Genomic DNA, 21743 nt, shown 5'->3' with positions numbered 1-21743 from the left:
GCACCTCATTAAGGCAATTCTATTGTTTTCTTTTCTATAATTTGCTTCAGATAGGCCCTGAATTGTGGTGTTTTAAACTCTGTATAGCAGGCAACTATATAAGAAACTATCAATGTTACTGAGAAAACAAACACGAATATGCCATATGCTAATATAGAGGGGGGCAAAACCGTACAAGGTATAGCATAATTATTAAGTAACGTTATGAGCAGTAGAAAAGTTGGAAAATGGATCAAATATATACTATATGAAAAAGAAGATAGTTTTTCATTAAAGCGTAGAAAGCTATTTGATAATGGTTGATCATCGTTTTTGAATGCAGCTACCAGGAAAGCAACAATCACACCCAGAACAATATCATATAAAAAAGAGTCTATCCCTCCCGATTTTTTTAAGATCAGCCAGATTACCAATACTGCCAATAAAATGTATTTGTAAAAAGCTTTATTTAATGTCAAATAAAAAGGGATCAGCCCGAAAAGCCATATCAAAAAATACTGTAATATACCTAATGGTAGTAATGTGCTCATCGAGATCAATAAAATGACAGGGATTAACGCTTTTTTTATATTGCTTTTTAAATAGGTGATGGCTAAAAGAATGCAGGGAAACAACAAGTAATACCAAAACTCATAAGATAAACTCCACAATGGGCTATTGCTTCCCAACGTTGGAAGGAGGATATTCTGTAACATAAAAAGTGATGCGAAAAAGTGCCCGGCAGACAGCCTGTCGGCAATCGAATAGTCGATCGTTGCAAAGCTCACTTTATGCGTATAAAGGCCAATATGATCAAAATAGATTCCTAAGTGATCAAAAGCCAGCGTCATTAACAATGCAACAAGTAATACAGCATACAGCCTGCTAAAACGGTTTATTGAATAAGTAGTTAAATTAAAAGTTTTTGCTTTCACCTGTTTAATAACTGAGCCGGCAACTAAATAACCACTCAAAACAAAAAATATAATTACTGATTGATGCCCCAAATTTGTTATAAAATAAAAGCCTTTAGTAAACAGCCCGCTCCCTGTTACAGCATCAAAGTTTTTAAAAATAACGGAGCGTATGTGGCTGAAAGCAACCAAACTTGCTGCAACCCAGCGTAATAAGTGCAGAAAATTAGATCTGGAAAGTTTCATTTGCTATACTTCATTTACTAAAATCTTTTCCCATCGGTCGCCATAGCTATCCCACGTAAAGTTACCTAAAGAAATTTCTCTTGCGCATGCTCCCATTATTTTGATCTGATGTGGGTTTTGGATAAAATACTCCATCGCATTAAACAAGGCTGTACTATCACCTGGTATAATTACAAAACCCGACTTCCCTTCTGCCACCAAATTTGTTGCGCCCGACTGTGTAGTGCCAATTACAGGTAAGCCACATGCTGCAGCTTCGATCTGCACTTGTGCAAGCCCTTCAAAAAAACTGGGAAAAACAAAAATATCGGCCATGTCAAATATTTTTTGCCGTTCTGCCGGGGCAATTATACCAAGGTTTTTAACATTTTCTGGTAATAGAGTACCATCGGGTAAACGTCCATAGCCAGCCAATATCAAGGTACATTCAGGATATTTTTTAATGATATCTGCCCATACTTTTAATAGAAATGGCAACCCTTTACGGGCTGTTAAACCGCCAAAAAATAAGAAGGACGGACTTGTGTATTGATGTGGGACATTATTGAATGCCGCTACGTTAGTGCCAAATGGATTAACAATAATTTTATCCGGGATAACGCCATTATTAACGTAAGTACCACGCACAAAATCACTCGGAACAACAATGGCATCGGCTAATTCAATTTCCTGGCTTTCCAGGCCTATCAAAATGTCGCTTTTCGGTTTTATTTGTTCCAGCCATTCCGGGTATAAATCTGCTAACTGTTTATATATACTTTCTTTAGCTATCGGGTGGCCAATGCTAACATCTAAAATAAATCGTTTGCCTAATTTTTTGCAGCGTTCGGCCAGTATCCACGAACTTGTATCGAACCCAATAACAATATCAGCTTCTTTTATTAACTCATCACTAATTGCAAGCTGAAACGCTTTATTCCTTTCATAAAAAGCTGCTTCGGATGTTTCACCTTGTTTTATTTTGATCAATGCTTTTAATTCAAGCACTGGATTTTGCTTTACTTTGCAAGCAGGTATGTTTATTAATCTTGTACCTAACTTACGTTTAACACTTTTGGGAAGTAAATTATAGACAGTTTTAATAACCCCGTCGCTTGGAATGGTAAAACTGGTAACATATTTATATAACAGGCCAAGGCGCTCTAATTGCTCGGCCAGATGATAAGAATATTGCGTACCCGGATGGGTAAGTAAAACTTTAGGTTTCAACTATATCTTTTTTATAAGCCTTGCGGGATACCCGGCAATTAATGAGCCTTCGGGGAAGCTTTGTGTTACAACAGAGCCGGCTGCAACTACACAATAATCGCCAAGGGTTACATCTTTCAATATGGTTACTTTTGTGCCTATCCAGCAGTTGTTGCCAATTTTTACACTGCCTTTGTCCATTGGTTGCTGGCTTGGTGCAAGCCCGTGTCCAAATGTATGGTTTGAGTCGGTGATGTAAGTATCTGGGCCTATCATAGTATAATTTCCTATTTCAATACTATTGCAGGCATCAACCATAACATTGCGGTTAAAGTAACAGTTGTTACCTATTTTAATCCTGATATCATCGCCATCTGTATCAATAGGCCAAATAAAGTAGCCTTGGGTAAAAGCATTATTGCTACCTATTTCAATGTTTTTACAACGCCTCATGCGGCCTTTTTCAAACCTGTTGGTATGCCCGATCTTAAGCCCGAAAATTTTGTACATGGTTATACGTACCCTGCTCATTAAGCCTCGCGGAACACGTAAAAACAAAGGCTCCAGTTTATCTAATTTCATTATAATTTTTGTTTTATTGTAAATACACGCGCCATAATGGTGTTGTCGCTTTCGCGATATAAGGTGCTGCTTATTTTTACCTTATCGCCAGGTAAAAAGGTATAACTGTTCAGTTCGTATCTTATGCTTTCGTTAATGTTACAGTTGGCAAAGTACATTACGTCCCTGTCTATAATATGATAGTCAACTTCCCACCTGCCTGTATTTTGTTCGTGTGTATTAAAAAAACGCGCTTCGCAGGTGTTGTTGATGATAGGGTAAGCCGCAAAATATAAAAGGCCTACGCCATTCAGATCATAATAAGGGTTAAGGTCATAAACAGTGCTGAATATAACTTCATCAGTAACATTAAAATGCTCACCGGCCAGATCCAGTTCTTTAAGCACCCCTTTTTTTATCAACCTGTAATCATTACCAAAGGCCGGGCTTTCGGGATATTCGGGAATGGCGTCGGCTTTTGCGGCGGGCTGGCTTTTCATCAGTTTGGTATTATCCGTTTCGTTGCGAATAGAAAAGCTGGTCATCAGGTTAGCTTCCACAGCGCCATTTTCGCCATCAAGCGTAATGTCGCTAAAATACATGCCGTTACCAAAACGCATTATTTTGCTATCCATTTGCAATTGCTCGTTCTCAATAAATTTGTTGAATGGAATAGTTGACCGCATACGGATACGCACAAACGTAGCGTAAAGCCTGTTGCCGGCATCATCTTTTAACTGCAGCGATGGTGTGTTCAAGCCTTCACAAAGCAAATCCCAATGAGTATCGCCAATTTCTTTAAATAACCAGTTTTCTGATAAAGCGCCTATAGCCATTTGGGGCATGCCTATCTGGATTCTTTTTTTACCGGTAATATCTGTACCCGCTCCGGTACCATTATTATCGGTTTTTTGAAATGCACTGCAAAAAGTAATAATATCGGTCATCGAGTTAAAGCTTAGCCATTCCTCGTCTGTAAATTGCCTGCCTGCTACATTTTCAAACTCTACCCTAACGGTAAGCAGGTCCATGCTATCTACACCTGCATTACTAAAGGGCGATGCGATATGTGCCTCGCTAAAATCAGGGATGATCGATTTGATCTTTTTGACGTATTGTTCCATGTATATTATTTTACGGCGTTTTAAATAAAGCCGTCCATTTTTTAAATTGTTGTTGCGAAAGAGGCATACGATCTTTACGTAAAGAGGGTATGCGGCCTATGAACGCAAATATAGCATTTATGGTAATGGAGATTGTTTTTCCGCGGGCTACACCGGTTTTTATCGCGAATACAATATGGCTCAATGCCCGCCCCGGCAATACCCATATTAAGCTTAGCGCAGGGTAATACAGGTAGGCTATAATGAGCGAGTTACGGGTGGTTTTATAGCGTACATCCAAATACCAGTCAACGCTTCTTTCGCCGGGATCAAATTTGTGGTAAACATGTACCGAGTATAATGAGCGGATATCCCAATTAGCACGGTAAAGCTTAAGCGAAATGTCAGTTTCTTCAGCTCCCGAATGTATTTTTGAGTTAAAGCCACCTATTTGTTCGAGTGCGTTACGGCGGTAAGCGCAACCGCAGGTAACATGCAGTGGCAATAATAAGCCATCAACATCACCAATGTAATCAGTTTTTGGGGTGGCAATATTGAACATAAGGCAGCCTGCATCTGGGTATGTACTAAATGCTTCGGCAATTACTTTCAGATCTTGCGAACCGGCAACAAACCAGGCATCGTCATCTAATGATATTACATAAGGCGCGTTGCCATTTTTTATAGCATAATTACGAGCCCCGGCTTGCCCAATATTTTCGGGAAGTTGAATATACCTGATGTTATCCCAGGCAGGCACTATTGATGCATCCTTTTTAGGCGAACAATCATCGATAAGCCATAAGGTATATAACGTTTTGTCTATCGCCTCAAGATTGGCAAAAAACTCCGGTAAAATATCATACCTGTTATATGTCGGAACTATAATATCAAACATTGCTTAATTGCTATTTTTAGCAGTTAGTATAGTAAACACCCCGCTTATTTTACCGGCCAGTACCGATGGTAGTGATTTAAGACCTTTCCATGAGGATAGATTTGCTATGATAAAAAAGCTTTCTAAAACAAACATCTTAAAATAGTCGGACACCTTATTGCGGTACAATATATTGCGCATTACCCATGCGCGGTTAACCAGTTCCATTTTAGCCAGTACTGCTATATTATTTTTGTGCGATCCGGGCTGACTGTCGTGAAAAATGCGCGCGTTGCGTACATTAAACAGTTGCCATTCCCGACCTACTACGGATGACAGCGTGAGGTCTTCCATCATAGAGTACCCTTTAAAGTGGCTCGAAAAAACGGGCGTTGGCAGCGCTTGTCTTTTATATAAGGTACAGGTAGTATTTAACCATTCTACCCGGTTAACGTAAGGTAGTTGCTCATCATCTTCGGGTAGCAAATTCCAGGCGGGGCCAATGCATTTACCGGCATAGGTAGCTAATTTTTGACCACTCATCAGCTGGTACATCATCCTTGTAAGTTTGCCGGGTGTTAAGTACCGCTGGTTAGTAACCATGGTATTTACTCCACCTATCTGCTCATCAGCGTTAAGGGCGTTCCATAAACGCTCAACGCAAAATGGCTCCAAAATAATATCATCGTCCATCAGCAAAATAAAGGCATTTTGCGCGTTTGCAATACCTTCATTACGTTGCGATGCGGCACCCTTTTTTACTGCTTTTTGATAAACCACTTTTGTGGCAAGGTTTTCTACCGGGTTTTGGCATACCGTAAAAGTTTCATTATTCTCCGATGCATCGATGATGATAAGCTCTGCAGGCTGCACATTCTGCTGCGACAAACTAACCAGTGTGGCATGCAAAACCCGGGCCCTGTTAGCGGTAGGAATAATTGCCGAAATAGGTTGTATTATAGCTTGAGCCACGTATCGGGTATTAAGTCTTTAACAATAATATCGCTGCTGTTCAACCATTTTTTTGGTGCGATAACCACTTTATCGGCATCAGGGTTTAACCAGGCGCCCCACCAGCTGAACGAACTGTTGGCAATAATATGGTGCTTACAATTACTCATCAGGCGCATATCCTGGTAGCCGCTGTCGGGCGTTGTGTTGCAATCTACGTAATGGGTTTCCGCGCCGGTTTTCAGGTTCGCTTTGGTCCACTCAATATCATCCGAAAAACAAAAGAACACCGGATTTTCAACCTTGCCGGATATGGCATTGATGGCCTGTTGATAATAGTCCAGATTGCAGGTACCATGCAGTTGATTGGTATGTGCTACCGAAACATAATCGCCGCGGCGGATATGGATAGAAACAGCATTGCAGGCTTTTATTTTTTCGAGCCAGGCACTGTTTGCTGCTGATGGCCTATTTTTAAAAGAAAAATCGCGGCGGATGGTATCTGCTATATCCAAAAAATACTTTTCGGATTGCCAGAATCCCGAAATATATGATCCATCATTACAATCAAAAAACTCTGGCTGATAATGAAAATCCTTTTTTTCGCGGTACAGGTATTTATCAGGGTTATTGCCGGTCCATTTATACAGGCGGCGCATTACCTTGGTTTTAGGCTTCGATTTTGAAAGTTGTTTAGTTGTTGCCGTTTGATATTCCAAATTAAACACATCCAACCCAAAGCTTCTTTTGGCATAAATATACGGGTCATCAAAATCAGTGGCGAAAGGGATATTTCGTTTTAACGATAACGCCTTTGCAGCTGCGTATTGAAACATTTGATTACCCAACCCCCCCATTAGTTGCATTATAAACATATACCTACAGCTTTTCTAATTCTTGTTTAATAGATTGGGCCACCGTGCTCGTTAAATGTTGTTTAATAAACACGTTGTATTTGTCTTGCAAATTGAATGGAGTTTTAAGCATAGATAAAACAGCCTTTTCAAATTCGTCATAATTTTCCGGGCGCTCGCATACGCTGCTGATCTTGTTCAATTCAAAATCGGGCGCATCGGGGTAGCGCCCTATCATATAACAATAATTTACCGCCGACTCGTAAAAACGTGGTGTTACCGGGTTAAAGCCACCAGTGCGTATTTGGTCGCCGCCATCAATACCCGGCGCTGATAGCAGGCTTACTTTGGCGCTTCCTAAAAATGCCATAAACTCTTCGCGGCTTCCTGTCTTTTCGTTCAGGATGCCTTTGGTTGTTGAGAAGTAAACGTTTATGCCGTTTTCGTTCTTAGCATAAACGTATTCAATCTCCGGATATTTATTAGTCACTTTAAGCATCCATTCGTGCAAAACCGGATTCTGCCTTCCCATCTGTAATACATCTATCTTTTTAACCGGAACGTTTGCATTAAAATACTTATCACTGATAGATAAAGGGATGTAACGCATTCTTTGCGCTATGGCCTTCCCTTTAAAATGATCCAGCACTTCAATATTGGTAACAAATATTAGTTTGTTCTTAAAATATTGCGGTACCAGGTCTATATTATTCGCGAAAACATCCAACAAAATAACTACCGAGTTTTCCTGGTATATATAGTGATTGGGAATATCTATCGGGTTTAGTAAAAAGCTGATGATATACTCGCCTTTACGTATCCGCTGAAAATAGTTGAATGACGAATCGATAAAGTTTTTTAACGGTGTACGCCTTACTATTTTTTGCAGCCAATTATTGGGCTGTTTGTCAAATAAGCTATTGGCTATTTGCTGGCTATCGTAATCTATCGGGATACCTAACTTTTCTGATATCACTTCTTCCCACTCATAAACAACCTGCAGCGGGAAATAGGTTGACCATTTTTTAGCACTCAGTATAAAAAAGCTATTGGATTTACTCACGTAGTTGGCAGTTGTTTAATTCCTTTGATGCAAAAGTAAATGTTAACAAATAAGGTTGGTACTGCCGTGACCATAGCATAATACCAAACGTGGCTAAAATCGCTTGGTGGCATATATTTCATCATAATTATTTGTAACAGAATAGTCATTGGGATAGATATCCAGACTTTTTTTATCCAGATCTTGGAATAGTTGATAGAGTATATCAATCCCGAAAAATTGCCCAGGCAAATATTGATCACCACGAGGTATAAAAGCGGGGCTATATTCACATACTTTTCGCCAATCAGAAATATAAAGAGCATCGGAAACCTGGCGATGAGAAAAATGGCAATACAATAAATGAGTATAAAGAAGCCGCATGTTACCATCAAAAACTTAATAAATTTTCCGCGCGTACTGATCTTGGCAAATTGCACTATCATAAAATTATTAATAAATGCATTTACCGCCACAACGATCAACGATAATTTGGATGCCGCGTTCAGATCGGCCAGCAGAGAGATGTTTCCGAAAAAGGTAACGATAAAAACGCCCAGCTGGGCATCAAAATAGGTATATAAATTACCGGGTAGTTGGCTTACATACAATTTCTGAAAATCAGGATAACGGTCTTTATCAATTGCTGCAACCGGGATAACAAATTGCTTGCCATAATGTAAAAGCACTCCCAACTGTACTGCATATGATATTACAATGCTTATGTAAGCCGTTTCTGCCGTAAAAAATTGACCAAGCGTGAGCACCAGCAACAACCTTACTACGCTACCCGCCAGGTTAAAAGTTTGCAACGTATTGTAACGCTCCCAAATGTTAAAAACAGATTGGTAGAGTTGCATGCGCACCCTGATAATGATATCGATGGTAATGATTACCAAAAAGCCCGCAATACGATAATTGCTAAGATCATTCCGATAAAACATGAAAACGATTAGCGGTATTGATAAACCAATAACGATCCACTTTTTTTTATTGATAAAAGCATATATTTCGGCATATAGCTTACTAAATATGGGTAGCTTCTCTTTTAACTGAATACCTTCGGCTATTAGATAGCTACCTAACCCGCCTATGGCAATATTTAGTATGGAAACACCCAGCGTGCTTGCTATGCCAAAATAAGCATATTCAGGTTTGCTTAAATGCCTTACAATCAATACGCCGCTAAATGCATCGGTGGCCTGTATGAGTATTTGGAACGAAAAGAAATGTGCAACCAGCTTAATTAGCTTATTAAACCTGGGCATGTTCCTTTTTAATGCTATTAACGACATTTAACCTGCTTAATTAGTTGATGTTGTTTTTAAATTGTTTTTAAAAGCATCAAAACCAAATGCATTGAGCACTTTCTTTTGTAGTGCAGCTTTTAGCTCCAGGTTATTTTGCATGGCTAAGTTTTGCAGGCCATTTTGTAACGCTGCTAATATTTGGCTCTTATCATCAGGGTCTATCAATGTGCCTAACTGCCCGTTCATTAAAGCATCAACGCTGCCATCTTTATTACCTGCAATTACCGGCAGCCCGCATGCCATAGCTTCTATAAATACAATACCAAATCCTTCTTTCTGACTTGGCATTATAAAAATATCGGCCATAAGGTAATGATCAACAATTTCTTCGTCTTTGATAAAGCCTGCCAGTATAACTACATCTTGCAGTTGATATTTGTCAATTAATGCGGTAACGCGTGCGTATTCAATATCATCAGCTTTGCCTGCAATAACATACTTTACGTTAGGAATTGTTTTAAGCAAGGCCGGTAAGCATTCCAGCACCTGATCATAACCCTTATATTTTTCGGTATGCGAAAGACGGGTAAGCGTAAATATAACCTTTTCATCTTTACGGATATTGTATCTTTCGCGCAGGTAATCGGGATGCTCAAATTTATCGGGGTATTGAAAATACGGATCAATCGTATTAGGGAAAATTGATATCCGCGATGCCGGGACAGTGTATTTATCTAATAACTGCTGTTTGGTAAAATTACTAACTGATAAAACATGATCGGAGTTATTTACAATCCATTTTTTTATACCGGTTAAGGGTTTCCAAACCTCAATACCGTGAGCAATCAATGTAACCTTTACTTTTGGATTAAATATTTTTATCAGGAAAGCCACTACCCCGAGATTTACGTGGCCAATAAATATCTCGTCGTATTTTCGGCTGCCAAATGCCTCATTAACTACAAAAATGTTGCGGTGCTTTTTATAACCCCGGTAAACCTGGGTAGGGAAATAGTGCGGATCAGAATCACCATCATAAGCTGATGATGCATCGGCCAATAATACACCGGCGCTTTCCAGGTCCCATAATGCTTTTAAAAATGAGCGGTTAAACTTTTCAATCCCCCCCGTTCCGGAAAAGGCAATCAGGTTTAAAAATTTTACCTTTTTAAAGTCCTTTTGTAAAAAGTGCAGGTGCGAGTTTTTGTTTACCAGGATAGAGGCCCAATACCTGCTCCAATGCAGCTTACCGGTTTTAAAGGCCTGGTATTTTTCCTGGAAGCCTACGCTGCGTTCTTTTGGTACAATATTTTCCATCCATTTGGCAAATGGAAATGTAAAGCCTTGTTTTTGGCGGTTGTATATTTCTTGTGGTAAAATATCTTTAAAAGCTTCTATTAACAGGTATTTTTTAAGCTTTTTGGGGTCGTATTTAATTTGAGGCGATATGCGGCTGGCCAGGTTTATAAGCTCCTTATCCAAAAATGGTACCCTTACTTCGAGGCCGTGCCACATACTCATATAGTCGGTATCTTTAAGTAACTGGTTCTGCATAAATAAATGCGTTTCCAGGTGTGCCGCCTGTTGGCGGGTATCGGGGCTGTTACAAGGTGCTACCGTTACCTTTTTTAGTGTTCTGTGAACAGTTTCTTCATCACAGCCTAAAATTTTGGAGATCTGGCGCGGTGTATAAAGCCCCCTGTAAAACAGGTAATCGCTGGTTAATGAATCATCGGCCAGGTAAGCCAGTTTTGTTTTAGGTGAATTGCCCAAAATATTACTAATTGCCCATACAAACGACGGAACCTTTTTTAGTAAGGTTATGTGTGAACTGCGGCGGTTTGAATCATATCCCCCAAACAATTCATCGGCACCTAAGCCACTCAATACAGCTGTTAAGCCGTACTCGCGTGCATATTTACTAATAAAGTAAGAGTTAATACCATCAATGGATGGCTGATCCATGGCTTCCATAATATCACTGAACGAAGCGCGGAACTCATTTTCGGTAACCAAAAATGACTGGTGCTTTATCCCCGCCTTTTCGGCAATAATTTGCTGGTATTTTTCTTCAGAGTATTTTTGGTCCTCAAAAACGATTGATAGCGTGTGCAAGGTTTCTTTTGGCTGTTTTGCGGCCAGTAAGGTTAATAAACTTGAATCGATACCACCGCTTAAAAATAAACCAATCGGCGCATCAGATACCATTTGCCTGTTAACGGCTTCGGGTAATATTCTTTTAACCTCATTGATGCAAAAATCAAGATCGGTATAATCTTCTTTATAGGTAAAATCGGCAAAGTTTATCTTTTCTTCCTTCATTGTAGGAAGGTGTATTTTCAATACACTTCCTTTTTCGAGCGGGTGCACATTAGCCAGCGTGGTTAATGGCTCAGGTATATGCCCGTAAGCTAAAAAAGCAATTTTCCACTCTTCGTTTTCGGGCCAGGCTGGGTCTAAAGCCTTAAATGCCCTTATCTCTGATGCGAAGATGAGCTTCTCGTTATCTTTAAAATAATAGAGTGGCTTAATGCCCGCAAAATCACGTACCAGGAAAAGATCAGAAGTTTTAAGATCAAGCAACGCTATTGAGAACATGCCGTTAAAGCGTTTAAAGCACTCAACCCCCCAATGCAAATAGCTGTAAATAATAACCTCGGTATCGGTTGTGTTGGTAAAAGTATATCCGTTGGCTATCAGCTCATCCTTGATCTCCTGGAAATTGTATACCTCCCCGTTAAATACGATAGCTATGCGGCCTTTGGCATCAAACATAGGCTGATGCCCTGCCGGCGAAAGATCTAATAACGACAGGCGCCTGTGGCCAAAAGCCAGATTTAATGAAGGGTTGATATAGATACCTGCATCATCCGGACCGCCACGACGCATGCTGTCTCTCATTTTTAATATATCATCTTCAAGGCTGTTTGATGATGAATTAACTATTCCTGCTATCCGGCACATTTACTGTTGTTTTAATCGTAATTAATGTAAGCCATACATGGCTTCGCCCCCTCAGTCACATTTTTAGTTTATGCGGCTGACCCAAAATCACTAAATAATAGTGATGATATATTTAAAAATATGGCTCTATAAAAGCCATAGGTATTTCAACCAATAAGGCATGGCTAATATGCTCCAGCCGTATCAGCATTTTTTTTTGTAACCTAAAATCTATCAGTTCGCCGGTTAAGCCTTGCATAGGGCCTGTTTTAACACGCACTTTTTCTCCCTTTTTATATCCCGGATCAATAATTTCAAATGGGATAGCGTTGCTTGTAAGCAATTTTATATTGTTGATCTGCTGCTCGGGAATAAAAGATGCCTTGCCCGAAAAGTATACAAAGCGGCATACGCCGTTAGTTTGCAGTACATCAGTATATTCTTTTTCTGATATCTTAACAAAAAGGTACGAGTTGAACAGGGGTTCTTCAACCCATTTTTTCCGGTCACTCCATTGTTTCAATGTTTTTTGAGTAGGAAAATAGGTTTCTATCCCTTTTTTGTTTAGTTGATCAAATGCCTTTTTTTCGGCCCGGGGATTAGTATAAACAGGGTACCACGAGTATGTATTTTGGGTACTCAACATATCAGCCTTGTTAAATTATGATTTTTTCCAGAATTTCCACCATGGTTGCTGTACTTCTTCATCAGTGTAATAGCCCGATGAAAGATTGTAAGTACCGTAATATCCATCGTACTTACGTTTGTTAGAAACATAGTAGTTATCATAAATTGCATCCTCCTTAAATCCGTTTACAACCATCACCAGGTTATCTAATCTCAATTCACTTCGTAATGAATCGGCCAGTGCCACTGATGATAGTTTTGATATGCCCCCCCTGATAACAAAGAGGTTTATGTCGCATTGCTTTAACAGCGGCATCGCATCAGACACTAAGCCAACCGGTGCATTATCCAGAAAAATGTAATCGTATTTATCTTTTAGCATAACAATCAGATCGTGCATTGTTTTGCTGTGCAGCATCTCCGAAGGGTTGGTTGGTACCGGGCCCGATGGAATAAAATCAAGATAGTTAAGTTTTGATTTATGTATAACCTCCGGCAGGGTGCTCTTGCCATCAAGGTAGGTACTTAACCCTGTTTTATTAGATATATCAAAAGTGAGGTGTAATTTTGAACGCCTTAAATCTGTACCAATTACAACTACTCTTTTATCTAAATAGGATAAGGTAATGGCAAGGTTAATGGATACGAATGATTTACCCTCGCCGGCTATTTCTGATGTTACACCAATAACCTGGGCACCCATATCTTTTGCCATAAAACTCAGGCTGGTTCTAACCGCCCTAACCGATTCGGCAAATACTGTTCTTAATTTAACTGTAGATAGCAGTTGCCTGTTAAATGGATCTATTTTACCCGGATATCTTCTGATGATACCTAATACAGGCGTATTGGATAACTCTTCAACAGTTTGGATAGAGTTGATATATGGGTTAAATAACCTGATCAATATAATAAGCAATACAGGTATTAATAAACCTATAGCAAAGGCAAACATATAGGTTTTATTACGCACGGGAGCAATGGGCCTTTCGTTTGGCGTAGCTTTCTCAACTACGGTAGAGCCTGGTAATAAACTTGCGCGGTTTACCTGGGTTTCCAGCTTTTTTTCCATTAAGTAGGTAAATACCTTCTCGTTAATGTTAAAATCACGGGTTAGTTTTATAATGTTCTTTTGAACATTTGGCAAAGTATGTATGCTGCCGTTTGTTGTTGAAACCTGGTTATTTAAATAGGCTATGGTACTGGCTATCCTTTTACGGGTTGATGCGATGTTTGAAAGAATAGATTGCTGTATTTCAATAAGCTTTTGATTTATTGCTGCAATAACGGTTGAGGTTGGCTTATAAGTAAGTTCTTTTTCTGCCTTTTCGGAAATTACACTATTGTATTGCCCAACCAGGCCGATCAATAGCGGATCTGATGCTCCTTCAACATTAAAATTGTAACTGATTTGGCCTTTGCCGGCATTAACCTGCCGTTCCAGCTGATTAATGGCCAGGCTTTGAATCTCGAGCAGGCTTTTCTGGGATTCGAACGAAGTGAGTTGGCTAATAGCTAAGGACGATGCATCGCTAACGTTGATCATCCCTTTATCCTTTTGGTAATCGGCAAGGGCAGTTTGCGATGAATTAACTTTAATGGCCAGATCGTCTAACTGGTTATCAATAAACTGTAGCGTTTGCGTTGCAGATTGGGTGCGTAACTCCTGGTTGTAAGATTGATACTCATGAGTTAGTTCATTTAAAAAATCGGCAGCAAAATTAAAATTATTATCGGTTAAGGTAATAAGCAATATGTTTGAGCCCCTGCTCACTTCATTAACAATGAGGTTGTTGCGCACTCTTCCCATTAAAGCACGTGCATTATTGAAGCGAAATATATAAGCCCCGGTAGTATTTAACGGTTTATGTATCCTAAACTTAAGATCTTCGTAAGTGATAACCTGGTTATAACCGTAACGTACCTTAACATTTTTATTGGCATGAAGATAAGACAACAAAAACGAATCGTTGTTTATGGGTTCAATGGTATATGCCGGATATACGCCATTTATATTATCAATTGATAGTATATCAATTTGATACGGTTGATACGGGTACGTTTCTGATAATAAAACAGCTCCTTTTTTGTAAAAAGCCACACTGTAATTGAGGCTTTTAAGGGTACGCTCTATTAACGTTTGCGATTTAAGGATATAAGACTCTGTTTGTACAGGATCGGCAGCGTTGGTACCTGATGCTGAAGAAAGCAGATCGGCAAGGGCTGATTTTTTATCCTCCAGTTTAATGGTAGTTGCTGTTTGATAGGTGTTGGGCGTATATCTTAAATTAATATAAGCCGCAAAAAGGCATATCGTTATTGAACTTACTACCCAATACCACCTGCTTAAACCGATTATAATAATGCGGTTTATATCAATTTTTTTAGGTGAAATAGCACCCTGTTCCTGAATTTCGGCCATATTATCTTCTAAGCGCTATCACTAAAACCAAAGCATTTAATACTAAGAGTAGTGGTTGTAAAATAGATGTAAAACCCTGTAACTGATCGCCTGTGCCATTAAGTTTGGCTGGTTCTACGTAAACTATATCGTGGTTTTGTATGGTTAACCGCGGGTCTTTTAACGTATTGCTGTTCCTGAGGTTTACCAGTAAAATTTGCGGATCAAGCTTATCACCACGTACAATTTTTATTTGTCGCAGGTCGGCACGTGTATCTGTTCCGCCTGCCTGGCCCAGTAATTGGATCAGGTCTGTTTCTTCATGCTCAAGTACAAAATTGCCGGGGTTGCGTACTTCTCCTAAAACAGTTACCTGCATATTGACCACTTTTACTTCGATAACCGGGTTTGCAAGCCCGATAGCGCCGGTACTATACAACTCCTGCAGCTTTTTTGAAGCTTCAACTATAGTTAAACCGATAAGGTTTATGCGGCCAATAACAGGTACAATAACCTGCCCGTCTAAGCCAACCTGGTAATTTTGCTCCGTGCCTACTCCGGCCGCAGCAGGTTCGCCACTGATCAATAATGGGTTTGAAAGATTTTTGATCGAAAGCCTGTCGCCGGGCTCAATACGGTGGGGGCCAATATTTACTTTTTTACCTTGTTGTACAACGTAAACAGTTTTTACAGAATCTAAGGGTACTTGTTTATCAGTTTTAAAAAAAACGTTTTTTGTTTTGTATGAACAAGCGCTAAATACAGAAATACACAAGCACAATATTATACTATTTACAACTATTTTGTTGGTTTTAAGCATTCGATTTAATTATATGCACTAAATTTTACGAATATATCAAAATTATTTGATATCAAACTCTGACTTTATTGTTTCGGTGGGGAAAATGAAAACTTGTTGAACTATTAACATAACGTTAATCATCATAAAACACCTGTGCTTAAATTTAATATGACCTTGCCTGTAGTTTTAATAAACTTTTTCAACAATCAAATATAATAAATTGACACGTTTAAACTAATATAGAAAGTTTGCATTTTAACTTTATTAACCCAGGGCAGAACAATATTTAAATTATAATGTTTTAAAAATTAAATCGAATCATTAACACTCTTTTAAAAACCTCTTACCTTTATTGCTTAGTTTTGATTTTTTTATATAAACCATCTGTTTTGATATTACATAAGCCTGCAAACAACATATTCTTTTATATGAAATACAAATTACCGGAGTGTTGTAAAATATTTACCGTCTTTTTTATTACTGTAAGTTTTACTGTAAATGCTTATTCACAAATCATATATCAGCCTTACTCATACCAGTTCTATCAAAAATTGAACAGTGATATATATTCAACAGGTTCGGCATTACATACAGCGATAAAACCATATTGTATTGCTGACTCGGCTCTGAAACTTAAATACGACTCCTTACTGCATACAGATTTACATACACCAAAAAAAAGTTGGTTACATCGTATTTTATTTGATCAGCACATGGTTGATATTAAAAAGGAAGATTACACTTTTTACTTTGATTATATTACCGACTTACAATTGGGCCGCGAGTTTCAGGCAGGTACGAGTACCAATTTGAACACGCGGGGCTACCAGGCAGGGGGCACAATAGGTTCAAAATTCTTTTTTTATACCAGCGGTTTTGAAAACCAGGGTAAGTTTGCCAACTACGTGCAAAACTATATCAACACGGTTAAAGTTGTTCCGGGGCAAGCGCCCGACAGATCGCTTATCGGGCAAAGTAGCATTAAAAATAGCAGCGATTGGTCTTACGTAACCAGTATGATTGGGTTTGCCCCAAGCAAAAATTTAAGTTTTGAGCTTGGGCAGGATAAAACCTTTATTGGTGATGGTTACCGTTCTGTGCTGTTATCGGATTATGCAGCAAATTACCCCTTATTGCGTTTAAAAGCTGATTTTGGCAAAGTGCAATACATGGCCATGTGGGCTTATATGGATGATCAGCGTGCCGTTACGTTTGACCTGAACAAGAGCGGACCAAGTAACAGAAGAAAATGGGGCGTATTCCATTATATCGACTGGAACGTAACCAACAAGCTATCCGCCGGTTTTTTTAATGCCTTAATTGCAGCCGAAACTGACGATAAGGGTAACCGCCACGGGTTTGATTTTAATTATATCAACCCTGTTTTATTTGTACCATCATTAGGCCCCGGCGGCCCTATACCCGATCATGCTTTATTTGGCTTTAACGGCAAATATAAAGTGTTAAGTAAAACTACAGTGTATGGGCAGTTACTTTTTGACCAGAGCACGGGCAGCAGTGATACACGCACTGCATATCAGCTTGGATTTAGAGGGGCTGATCTGTTTAAAGTTAATACCTTAAATTATTTATTTGAATACAATACCGCATCGCCTTACACTTATGCAAACCAAAACCCCGTTGTTAGCTATGCTAATTTTTCAGAGCCGCTGGCGCATCCATTTGGGGCAAACTTCCAGGAGTGGTTAGGTATTATGAATTATTCGGTTGGTAAATTTGATTTTCAGGGAGAGGTTATTTATAGCCGTTATGGGCTTAATACAAATAGTTTAAATTATGGTAAAGATATAACCCAGGCTGATAATGTTTCATTACCGGCCGGTAACGCGTCTACCACGCAAGGATTGGCCACAAGTTTGAAGTATGCCGAAGGTACGGTATCGTATATGCTTAACCCGAAGTTTAACTTAAGGGTAGAGCTGAGCGGTTTGTACAGGGAAGAAACCAATAACTTATCGACAACAAAAACTACGCTGATCACAATTGGGTTGAGAAGCAGTTTCAGAAATCTTTATCATGATTTTTAAAATACAGGATACAACTATGTTTATAAAAAGATACCGTATTATATTAACTGTTATATTAATTGCATTTGGCCTAAAGCAAGTGAATGCGCAAGCTATATATCAGCCCTATTCATACCAGTTCTATCAGAAATTTAATGCTGATGTATACTCGGTCAAAACAAACTTTCATAGTAGCATTAAACCATATTTTATTGATGATACTTTGATAAAACACACTTACGACTCGCTGATGCTATCGGGCGTTAAGCAGGGTGCTAAGGGTTGGGGTAAACGTAAATTATTGAATGAGCATTTGGTTGATGTACAGCAACCCGGTTATACGGTATATGCTGACATTTTACCCGACCTGGTAACAGGGTATGATTTTACTGCAAACAAAAGTACCTGGCAAACAACTTTAGGCTATCAGGTTGGCGGCACAATTGGCAGTAAGCTTTCTTTTTATGCGGCCGGCTTTAACAACCGTGCATCATTTGCTGATTATGTTGCCACTTATGCAAACACTGTTGGAGTTGTACCCGGGCAAACGCGGGTTACCGGTTATGCAAATGGGGTAACGGATTGGTCGTACTATACGGGAGCTTTATCATACACTCCTGTTAAATATGTAAACTTTACCGTAGGGCAGGATAAAACCTTTATTGGTGATGGTTACAGATCAATGCTCCTGTCGGATTACGCCTCACCCTATCCTTTTGCAAAAGTTACGTTTAGTTTAGGCAGTGTAAAATATATGGCAATGTTAGCCAAATTTGAAGATGGCATAAGCACCAAAGTACCCGGCAGTACTGATAACAGAATAAAATGGGGCTATTTTCATTACCTTGATTGGAACATTAGTAACAGGGTAACTATCGGTTTCTTTGATTCGGTAGTATCAGCCGATCAGGACAGCGTGGGGAATAAACGTGGGGTTGATTATAGCTATTTAAATCCATTCAACTTTATGCGGCCCATTGAAGCCTCGCATGGTTCGCCTGATAAAGCAGGCCTGGGCTTAACAGGTAAGTGGAAATTCGCAGATAAGAATATAATATATGGTCAGTTTGCTTTAACGGAGTTCCAGGCTAAAGATTTCTTTTCCAACAATGGGAGTCCGCGCAATAAATATGGCTGGCAATTGGGTTTACGTGGTGCCGACTTGCTTAAGGTTAAAGGCTTAAACTACCTGGTTGAATATAATACAGCTAAGCCATACACCTATTCGGAAACAGAATCTTTCAGAAATTATTCGCAATACAATGAGCCCTTAGCACATCCGTTTGGTGCTAACTTTAGGGAGTGGCTAAGCATTGTAAATTACTCGATAGGGCGCTTTGATCTGCATGGTCAAATAAATTATGCTTATTATGGCTTGGATATAAACGGGCTTAATTATGGTAAGGATATATTCCGGTCATACCAGGTGCCTGCTAAACAATCAGATAATTTTACCGGGCAGGGTTTACGCACCAATTTTTATTACCTGGAAGGGCGGATCGCTTATATTTTAAATCCAAAATATAACCTCCGTTTAGAGTTAGGTGCAATTTATCGTGATGAGAAAAACAGTGCCTTCGATCATCAATCGCCTATGATAACATTTGGATTACGCAGCTCTTTCAGGAATTTTTATACCGATGGAATTACATCGCATTAAAAAGCGTTATCATCGCCTTTTACAGTAAGCCAAAATGTTAAAACAATGATATTGATATCTAAACCCAATGTCCAGTTTTCAATATACCATACATCATGTTCAACCCTTTTTCTTAATTGCTCATCTACCTTGATTTCGCCCCTGAAACCGTGTATCTGTGCCCAGCCTGTTATGCCGGGTTTTAAGAAGTGACGTATCATATACTCATCGTATATTTTTGAGTATTCATCGGTATGTTTAAGCATGTGCGGCCTTGAACCTACTACCGACATATGCCCCATTATAACATTAAAAAACTGGGGCAGTTCATCTAAGCTCGATTTACGTAAAAAACTACCCAGTTTTGTAAAGCGGCTATCATTACGGGTTACCTGTAACGTGTCCGATTCTTTATTTACCTTAAGGCTCCTGAATTTTATACATGGAAAAGGTATGTTGTTTTTGCCTGATCGTTGCTGAACAAAAAATACGGGTCCGCGCGAATCTAATTTGATGAGTAATGCAATAATTGGTACTAACCACGATAATAAAAAGATGCATACCAGACCACTGAATACAATATCAAATACCCTTTTTTTCAATCGGCCGGCACTGCTTTCCAATGGCTCTGATCGTAATGATAATACGGGTATATCTTGTATGTAATCTAATTTAATTTCGCGATTAACAAATAAGCGCAAATCAGGCACGAATTTGAACCGGATAAAATTACGCTCCGCGTTTTCCGAAAGCTTATATATTTCAGGATCTTTTTCGGGCGAAAGGGTACAATATATTTCGGATACTTCGTTGGCAACACAATAGGCAAAACATTCCTCAACTTTCCCCAAAAAAGGAAGGTTGGGTATATGCTTTGCATTCTCTTTATAATCAAAATAGCCTTTAATTAATACCGTTTTGTTGAGCTGCGAAAAGTGATGAACAATGGTATCCGAAAGCTCATTATAACCAATTATTATAATTTTTTTCTTCGCGTTATCATCCTGGTACATGAAAAAGTTAATACCTACAATTAGCGCCCGGCTTAAAAACAGGTATGTTATAAAACCCACCGCACTAAAAATTACAAATTGCCTGTTATAGTATGGAAGAAAAAAGTTGAATAAAAGAACCAGGGATAAAAAGATAAGAAAGGCACTTCCTGACCGTTTAAAATTGCGTGAAAAATCCGTAAAATCATTATTTACATACACTCCGGTAAGATAAGAGCATATTAACCATACCATGATTTGGTATATATATGATACGATATAAAAGTCCGGTTTGGCAATTACATAATCCCTGTAAATGTAAATTAGGATAAGTTGCACCGCACTTAATGCAAAGAGATCGCAAAAAGAAATAAAAATTCTATAGGCGTTATTATATCTTGTTATCATTTACCGCTTATAATACTATTTGGCTCCTAAATTATTAAAATTTGTATAACAATACTGTTTACCAGCTAAGAAACAACGCTATCTTTTCCGGTTAAACTTTTGTTCCAGCATTAACTTAACAAAAACCGGCCCATAATATAAATAGCGTCTGGACATTCGTTTGGGTTCCTTTGCCAAACGAATAAACCATTCAAGCCCCAGTTTGACCCAGAATTTTGATGGGCGTTTAACTGTGCCCGCAAAAAAATCAAAAACGGCACCTATTGAGCATATTATTTTTGCATCAATTTGGTTACGATGTTCATAAGCCCAGGTTTCCTGTTTTGGCGCTGTCATCCCTACAAAAAGCACATCGGGTTTAAATGCATTTATAGCGGCATGCATCTTATCATTATCCTCGTCAGAAAATTGTGATTTGTAAGGAGGAGAGTAACTGCCGAACTTAATATTTGGATATTGGCTATGTATACGTGCGCCAATTTTTTGTAATGCATTTTCGGTAGATCCTAAATAAAAGCAACTACCGCCCGAAGCATTCAATAGGTCTAAAAGATGAAAGTGAATATCGGCACCGGCTATTTTTTTCAGCTTGTCGCCGCTTATCATTCTTATCGCGAGTACAACGCCAATACCATCAGGCAGTAATATAGCGCTTTTGGCCAGTGCATTTTTAAATGCCGGATATAACTCGGCCATGCAATAAGAATACTGGTTAATGGTGTTAATAAGGGTTTGTTGATTTACATTAAGGGTGATGTCTTCAAGAAGGCCCTTGTACACATCATAACCAATAAATCTCGAAGTTAAATAGTTTGTCCCCGTTTTTTGATCTGCCATTTAGTTTTGGAAACAATTACAGTTGTTAATTATACTTAATAAGGGCGGCAATGTATCGCTGCTGATTATCTGCAATATAACAATTGCAAGATAATACAAATT

Annotated in this window: 17 protein-coding genes; 2 read left to right on the top strand and 15 right to left on the bottom strand. The window is 38.9% G+C overall.

Annotation, left to right across the window (positions count from 1 at the left end; translation table 11 throughout):
* Positions 1–8 precede the first annotated feature (8 nt).
* The 13 genes from KXQ82_RS10190 to KXQ82_RS10130 form a co-directional block, all read right to left on the bottom strand.
* Positions 9–1139: an acyltransferase family protein gene (locus KXQ82_RS10190; RefSeq protein WP_219488162.1), complete on the bottom strand. Its 1131-nt coding sequence runs from the start codon at positions 1137–1139 to the stop codon at positions 9–11.
* A 3-nt stretch (positions 1140–1142) separates the two neighbouring features.
* Entirely contained in the window at positions 1143–2348 is a 1206-nt protein-coding gene (locus KXQ82_RS10185) for a glycosyltransferase family 4 protein (RefSeq protein WP_219488161.1), read from the bottom strand.
* Entirely contained in the window at positions 2349–2909 is a 561-nt protein-coding gene (locus KXQ82_RS19920) for an acyltransferase (protein WP_304610811.1), read from the bottom strand.
* The gene (locus tag KXQ82_RS10175) at positions 2909–4012 is read right to left on the bottom strand and encodes a Pnap_2097 family protein (protein ID WP_219488159.1); all 1104 of its coding nucleotides are present in this window, start codon (positions 4010–4012) and stop codon (positions 2909–2911) included. Before KXQ82_RS10175 ends, KXQ82_RS19920 begins: the two co-directional genes overlap by 1 nt.
* A gap of 10 nt (positions 4013–4022) precedes the next feature.
* Positions 4023–4889 carry a glycosyltransferase family 2 protein gene (locus KXQ82_RS10170; RefSeq protein ID WP_219488158.1) on the bottom strand — a complete coding sequence of 289 codons (867 nt, stop codon included), beginning with the start codon at positions 4887–4889 and terminating at the stop codon, positions 4023–4025.
* A 3-nt stretch (positions 4890–4892) separates the two neighbouring features.
* On the bottom strand, positions 4893–5840 hold the full coding sequence (locus tag KXQ82_RS10165) for a glycosyltransferase family A protein (protein ID WP_219488157.1): 948 nt from the start codon (positions 5838–5840) through the stop codon (positions 4893–4895).
* Complete coding sequence (locus KXQ82_RS10160; RefSeq protein WP_304610810.1) at positions 5825–6694, bottom strand: alpha-1,2-fucosyltransferase; 870 nt, start codon at positions 6692–6694, stop codon at positions 5825–5827. Before KXQ82_RS10160 ends, KXQ82_RS10165 begins: the two co-directional genes overlap by 16 nt.
* A gap of 4 nt (positions 6695–6698) precedes the next feature.
* A complete protein-coding gene (locus KXQ82_RS10155; protein WP_219488153.1) occupies positions 6699–7736 on the bottom strand; it encodes a hypothetical protein in 1038 nt (345 codons plus the stop codon).
* Positions 7733–8983 carry a hypothetical protein gene (locus tag KXQ82_RS10150; RefSeq protein ID WP_219488151.1) on the bottom strand — a complete coding sequence of 417 codons (1251 nt, stop codon included), beginning with the start codon at positions 8981–8983 and terminating at the stop codon, positions 7733–7735. The genes KXQ82_RS10155 and KXQ82_RS10150 overlap by 4 nt, the downstream gene beginning before the upstream one ends.
* Positions 8984–9019: 36 nt before the next feature.
* A complete protein-coding gene (gene asnB, locus KXQ82_RS10145) occupies positions 9020–11929 on the bottom strand; it encodes an asparagine synthase (glutamine-hydrolyzing) (protein WP_219488148.1) in 2910 nt (969 codons plus the stop codon).
* Positions 11930–12041: 112 nt separating this feature from the next.
* A complete protein-coding gene (locus tag KXQ82_RS10140) occupies positions 12042–12554 on the bottom strand; it encodes a UpxY family transcription antiterminator (protein ID WP_219488146.1) in 513 nt (170 codons plus the stop codon).
* Between the two features lie 15 nt (positions 12555–12569).
* Complete coding sequence (locus KXQ82_RS10135; RefSeq protein WP_219488144.1) at positions 12570–14957, bottom strand: GumC family protein; 2388 nt, start codon at positions 14955–14957, stop codon at positions 12570–12572.
* Position 14958: 1 nt separating this feature from the next.
* Complete coding sequence (locus tag KXQ82_RS10130) at positions 14959–15756, bottom strand: polysaccharide biosynthesis/export family protein (protein ID WP_219488142.1); 798 nt, start codon at positions 15754–15756, stop codon at positions 14959–14961.
* A gap of 410 nt (positions 15757–16166) precedes the next feature.
* Here KXQ82_RS10130 and KXQ82_RS10125 point away from each other — a divergent pair, with 410 nt between their 5' ends.
* A complete protein-coding gene (locus KXQ82_RS10125) occupies positions 16167–17786 on the top strand; it encodes a gliding motility protein RemB (protein WP_219488141.1) in 1620 nt (539 codons plus the stop codon).
* 16 nt (positions 17787–17802) lie between these two features.
* Entirely contained in the window at positions 17803–19425 is a 1623-nt protein-coding gene (locus tag KXQ82_RS10120) for a gliding motility protein RemB (RefSeq protein ID WP_219488140.1), read from the top strand.
* Here KXQ82_RS10120 and KXQ82_RS10115 read toward each other — a convergent pair.
* Both KXQ82_RS10115 and KXQ82_RS10110 read right to left on the bottom strand, forming a co-directional pair.
* On the bottom strand, positions 19422–20804 hold the full coding sequence (locus KXQ82_RS10115) for an undecaprenyl-phosphate glucose phosphotransferase (RefSeq protein ID WP_255563590.1): 1383 nt from the start codon (positions 20802–20804) through the stop codon (positions 19422–19424). The two genes, KXQ82_RS10120 and KXQ82_RS10115, sit on opposite strands and share 4 nt — an antisense overlap.
* 78 nt (positions 20805–20882) lie before the next feature.
* Entirely contained in the window at positions 20883–21641 is a 759-nt protein-coding gene (locus tag KXQ82_RS10110; RefSeq protein WP_219488137.1) for a WecB/TagA/CpsF family glycosyltransferase, read from the bottom strand.
* Positions 21642–21743 lie beyond the last annotated feature (102 nt).

Source organism: Mucilaginibacter rivuli (genome assembly GCF_019391655.1).
GTDB lineage: Bacteria > Bacteroidota > Bacteroidia > Sphingobacteriales > Sphingobacteriaceae > Mucilaginibacter > Mucilaginibacter rivuli.
This window is presented reverse-complemented; position numbering and strand designations above follow the sequence as displayed.

What these genes read in the sequence shown, in the direction of transcription:
- KXQ82_RS10120 (WP_219488140.1), top strand. Translation starts at nt 17,803, where the DNA reads ATGTTTATAAAAAGATACCGTATTATATTAACTGTTATATTAATTGCA.
- KXQ82_RS10160 (WP_304610810.1), bottom strand. Translation starts at nt 6,694, where the DNA reads ATGTTTATAATGCAACTAATGGGGGGGTTGGGTAATCAAATGTTTCAA.
- KXQ82_RS10150 (WP_219488151.1), bottom strand. Translation starts at nt 8,983, where the DNA reads ATGCCCAGGTTTAATAAGCTAATTAAGCTGGTTGCACATTTCTTTTCG.
- KXQ82_RS19920 (WP_304610811.1), bottom strand. Translation starts at nt 2,909, where the DNA reads ATGAAATTAGATAAACTGGAGCCTTTGTTTTTACGTGTTCCGCGAGGC.
- KXQ82_RS10135 (WP_219488144.1), bottom strand. Translation starts at nt 14,957, where the DNA reads ATGGCCGAAATTCAGGAACAGGGTGCTATTTCACCTAAAAAAATTGAT.
- KXQ82_RS10175 (WP_219488159.1), bottom strand. Translation starts at nt 4,012, where the DNA reads ATGGAACAATACGTCAAAAAGATCAAATCGATCATCCCTGATTTTAGC.
- KXQ82_RS10110 (WP_219488137.1), bottom strand. Translation starts at nt 21,641, where the DNA reads ATGGCAGATCAAAAAACGGGGACAAACTATTTAACTTCGAGATTTATT.
- KXQ82_RS10140 (WP_219488146.1), bottom strand. Translation starts at nt 12,554, where the DNA reads ATGTTGAGTACCCAAAATACATACTCGTGGTACCCTGTTTATACTAAT.
- KXQ82_RS10170 (WP_219488158.1), bottom strand. Translation starts at nt 4,889, where the DNA reads ATGTTTGATATTATAGTTCCGACATATAACAGGTATGATATTTTACCG.
- KXQ82_RS10190 (WP_219488162.1), bottom strand. Translation starts at nt 1,139, where the DNA reads ATGAAACTTTCCAGATCTAATTTTCTGCACTTATTACGCTGGGTTGCA.
- asnB (WP_219488148.1), bottom strand. Translation starts at nt 11,929, where the DNA reads ATGTGCCGGATAGCAGGAATAGTTAATTCATCATCAAACAGCCTTGAA.
- KXQ82_RS10115 (WP_255563590.1), bottom strand. Translation starts at nt 20,804, where the DNA reads ATGATAACAAGATATAATAACGCCTATAGAATTTTTATTTCTTTTTGC.
- KXQ82_RS10130 (WP_219488142.1), bottom strand. Translation starts at nt 15,756, where the DNA reads ATGCTTAAAACCAACAAAATAGTTGTAAATAGTATAATATTGTGCTTG.
- KXQ82_RS10125 (WP_219488141.1), top strand. Translation starts at nt 16,167, where the DNA reads ATGAAATACAAATTACCGGAGTGTTGTAAAATATTTACCGTCTTTTTT.